Annotated in this window: 2 protein-coding genes and 2 pseudogenes; all 4 read right to left on the bottom strand. The window is 60.2% G+C overall.

The window, feature by feature from the left end:
- Positions 1–326: putative type VI secretion system effector (locus WM40_RS25765; RefSeq protein ID WP_046154452.1), on the bottom strand; the 326-nt coding region annotated here is incomplete at its 3' end.
- Positions 327–331: 5 nt separating this feature from the next.
- Positions 332–1,072, bottom strand: coding sequence for a putative type VI secretion system effector (locus tag WM40_RS25760; protein ID WP_046154451.1), 741 nt, complete (start codon positions 1,070–1,072; stop codon positions 332–334).
- Positions 1,073–1,210: 138 nt separating this feature from the next.
- A pseudogene (locus WM40_RS25755) lies at positions 1,211–3,889 on the bottom strand (T6SS effector BTH_I2691 family protein); the annotation flags it as partial.
- Positions 3,886–4,107: pseudogene (locus WM40_RS25750) on the bottom strand (DUF4123 domain-containing protein); the annotation flags it as partial. The pseudogenes WM40_RS25750 and WM40_RS25755, both read right to left, overlap by 4 nt.

Raw genomic sequence — 4,107 nt, 5'->3', positions numbered from 1 at the left:
CCTAGCCAGCCGTCGCCATCGGGCTCGGCCACGACCTCGACCTCGTCACCCTCCTTGAACACCGATATCCACACCCAAGCCTTGACCGGCCTGCCGTCGAGTTCGAACTCTAGAAGATCGGCCTCCTCGGTCGTGTCGATTGCCATTGCGCCCAACCCGGCCGCGACGCCGCCGAGGCCGGCCAACCCGGCTGCGATCGCCGTCGCGCCCATGTTCGTGCGGTCAGTCGCCGTAAAGACGAAGTCCCGGCGGCATCGCATCTTGCGCAGGTTCTGGATGCGGCCGCGTAACAATTGCGCGGCACCCTGCGTGGGTTGCTTTGTCATTCTGTTCAGTAGCGGAAGTACAGTATGCCAAGCGCGCCCGGGTCCCCAGGTGTTTTCGTCTTCTTCGTGATTGCAGGCAGGTCAATGTCGCGCACGTTCTTCCATCCGAACACCTCGAATATGCCTTCGGCCAGACGAGTGAAGCCGGAGAATTTACTCGACACTCGATAAGCGACGAGCCCCAATATGAGAACGGAGCCCGCTCCACCCAACGCACAACCAATAACAAGCGTCGTCCAGTTTTGCAATGGCAATGACTGCAGCAGCGCTATCACGGCGACGAGGCCGTAAATAAAGAACAAAATCCCAGCTGAAATCCTTATCCACCAGCGCACGGATGCACGGAAGTGTGCGTACCGTCCTCGGCTGCAATGCGGATGCAGGGCGACGATACGATCGCTGATGCGACGGATGCCGTAGCCTAGCCAACCGTCGCTATCATGTTCGGCCACCACTTCGACCTCGTCGCCCTCTTCGAAGACCGACACCCACACCCAGGCTTTGACCGGCGTGCCGTCGAGTTCGAATTCGAGAAGGTCTGCTTCCTCGGTAGTGTCGATCGCCATTGCGCCCAACCCGGCCGCGACACCGCCGAGGCCTGCCAAACCCGCCGCAATGGCCGTTGCGCCCATACTCGTGCGGTCACTCGCCGTAAAGACGAAGTCCCTGCGGCAGCGCGTCTTGCGTAAGTTCTTGATGCGACCGCGTAGCAACTGCACAGTGCTCGTATTGATATCCGAAGTCATTTCTCTGATCCCTCCGCTTGGAGGCCGATGGCCTTCAATGCCGTTTCGAATCCTTCGTGTTGCTTGCCCGCAGACCAAGGGGGTCGAATTCGGCGATTTGCCGAACGTGCACTTCTCAAGCCACGCTTGCAGGTCATCGTCTTCCATATAAGAGATCAACAGCTGGATCACCGTGATGACGATGGCGATCTCCCATCCCGATAGGAATAGCACGGCACGGCCGAGCAATAATAAAATAGTGCGTTCACCCAATACAACACCGGCTTCCTCTGCGGCGGTATTCATGGCTGCTGTCACTGCGACATCAACGGCCTTGCCAGCGGCCAGTGCTTCTGTCCGTGCCATCGCACCTTCAATACCTACGCCCGCCTTACCGACCCAAGCCACTTTTCCGCCAGCGATACGAGCTATCAACGGCGCGGAGGATGACATCGCCGTCAGAAGATTCGCGCTTGCGGCGGCAAAACCAAGAAAACCCTTGATGATATAGGCAGCGACAAAGGATGCCTTGCCGTCGCGTGCGTTGCTCACAACCTTCTCTGCATCGACCACAACACCGATCAATGCCGATACGCCACCAAAGTAACCCGTGATCGCCTTGAGATTTGCCAGTGTATTCCCGGCCTGCTCTGCCATGGCAGTCATCGCCTTCGTCGACGCATTGAGGCACGCCGACGTGGCGGATAGGCCGCTAGCAACCAGTAGTGCCTTATCCTGACCACTCTTGTCTACCTTGGTCAGCGCGGCCGCAAAGCAGAACACCTCGATGATCGCCAGCACGCCGGCGATTCGTATGCCAGTGGCCGCTTCCTCGCCTTCCTTCGTGAGTCGCACGGCGTTCCACTGAGCACGCATGATCTGCCCGCGCTTATCCGCCGCCAGATCTCGCATCGTTTCCGTGAAAGCCCGTTGTGCTGGTATGCCGGCCCGCCGAAGCGCTTGATAGCCCTGTTCGAACGCTTCCCGCAGTGCTGGCTCCGCCTTCACCGCTTCCTTCACGATCTTGACCGTATCGTCCTTGCTGATGCCCACGCGCATCATCAGCACGGCGCGGATCAGGTACTCGCCGGCGCAATCGCCAGTCTTGCCGATGCCGGTCCATTTGAAGAGCGCGTTGCCAGTGGCGACGACCAACCGGTCGGTGTGATACTTCTTGAGCGCCGCTTCGGTCGCGGAGACTGGCGTCGCGTGCTCATCCACCTCCCCAATCTTTTCTCGGAGCTCCGAGAAGGTTTTCAGCTTTTCCAACGCCTTGGCTATTTTCTCCGACCACTCTGCGAGCTGCTCGCCTAGCGGGGCGCGGTAGGTGGTCGCTTGCGCGAGCAGTTCCTTGATCTCGGCTTTCGGCTCGCGTTGGTTGTACGCATAGGCACGCCAGACGAGGCTCGTGGCCTGCGTCGGGTCCGTTTGATTGACCAGGGTTTCGACTATCTTCTCGCCTTTTTCCTCGGAGGGCAGTCCGGTGATGGCCTCGGCCACCACGCCATCGAACGCGATGCCGTCGCAGATGTCGGTTTCGCTGTAGTCGTGAAGCGTCGCAAGAAGCACCGGCGCCTTCAGCCAGGCATCGATGTCGTCGGCGCGCTTGGCCTGCAACGTTTCGATGTCGTGCTGGAGCGCCTCGAACCGCGACTGGAAGTGCTCCAGCTTCGTGGTGTTGAGCTTTTCGCGGTACTTCGGCCAGGCTGCGTTCCCGATGCGCTGCGCCTCGGCCGGACTGATCTCGCCGGCCGCTTCGATGCGCTGTTCCGATGCCGCCTGCTCGGCGGGCGAGAGGATAGGCGTGATCGGCACCACCCCGTCGCCAGCGTAGGGGTTCGCCTTCATCGCTTCCCAGCCCGCCTGCAGGGCCGAGTGCATCCGGCTCTTGAATGCCACCGCGCCGTTGCGTACGATAATTTCGGCCTCTTCAATCGACTGCATGGCGTCGACCTGCACAGCCCGCTCCTTGACGTAGAGCGGAAGCATGCTTCCGGCGTCGTTGCGGAAGCCATTTAGTTCGTGCACCGCGCCAATGCCATCCCACAGAGCCAGCAACATCGGCGGGTGCGACTTGCCTGGGCTGGTTTCTCCGACGTTATGCATGAGCTTCACCAGTTGCGTGCTGGCCGAGTCGGGCGTGGCCTGACGGATCGCCAACGGATACCGCGTCGCCACGCGGGCGAGTAGGTCAGGCTTGTATTGGCCGGTCTCATCTGAGAGCGCTGCCGGGGGCGGATTGAGCAGCTTGGGATCGAATCCCGGCATATATTCGACCACATCATCGATCGACGACTGCGTGGCCAGCACCGCATGCCCACTTGAATCCGTTTGCGCTTCGATCCACTGGGCTGGCTCGATCAGTTGCATACGCTGCTGACGCAGACTCTCGTTTTTCGCATATTGCGTGAAGATGTCGTCGTGCCAGGCGTGCTCGGAGAAGGCGAGCCACACCTTGCCGCATTTTTTCGGCTGCTCGATGGCGATCATGTCCATCTGCACAGCGATGCCCTTCTTCGCGCAGGCCGGATCCGTGCGCGGCTCGCGCGGCAGCGGCGGCGGTGGGTCCTGCTTCCACAGCCGCCCATCCGGTGTCACCCGGTAGGCTTGCCAGTAGTTGCGCCCGCGCGCGCCCTGCTCGTAGAACAGGAACAACCATCCTGCGCGCAGCGTGCGCAGGCCGTACTCGTGGTCCTGCAATGCGATATCGGTCATGCCGTTGCCGGTGATACCGCCTGGCAGCTTCACGCCGGCATTTTTCGGGAGTACGGCATAGCGTACGGGCAAGATTGGCAGGCCACTCTTCTGGCAGTTTTCACATGGAGTCTGGTCGGTCATGCAGTGAATGTACCAATATTGTTATTGACGTACCAAGCGCCGCTTTTTATCTCATCTATTTCCTGCTGTGACAGTTCACCTGCCGCGGCCGCATAGAAATAGTCGCGCGAAACCTCACCGAGCGCCTTCAGGATCCGCGGATGCGAGTCAAAATGCGGATGCCAGGTGAGTGCCTGGTCAATGAAAAACAATGCATCGGCGCGATCGAGTCCGTACAA

Source organism: Robbsia andropogonis, from assembly GCF_000970345.1.
Lineage (GTDB): Bacteria > Pseudomonadota > Gammaproteobacteria > Burkholderiales > Burkholderiaceae > Robbsia > Robbsia andropogonis.
The sequence above is the reverse complement of the archived record's forward strand: the minus strand, read 5'-3'. Positions and strand labels throughout refer to the sequence as shown.

Excerpts from the sequence above, each read along its gene's own strand:
- WM40_RS25760 (WP_046154451.1), bottom strand. The coding sequence starts at position 1,072 with ATGACTTCGGATATCAATACGAGCACTGTGCAGTTGCTACGCGGTCGC.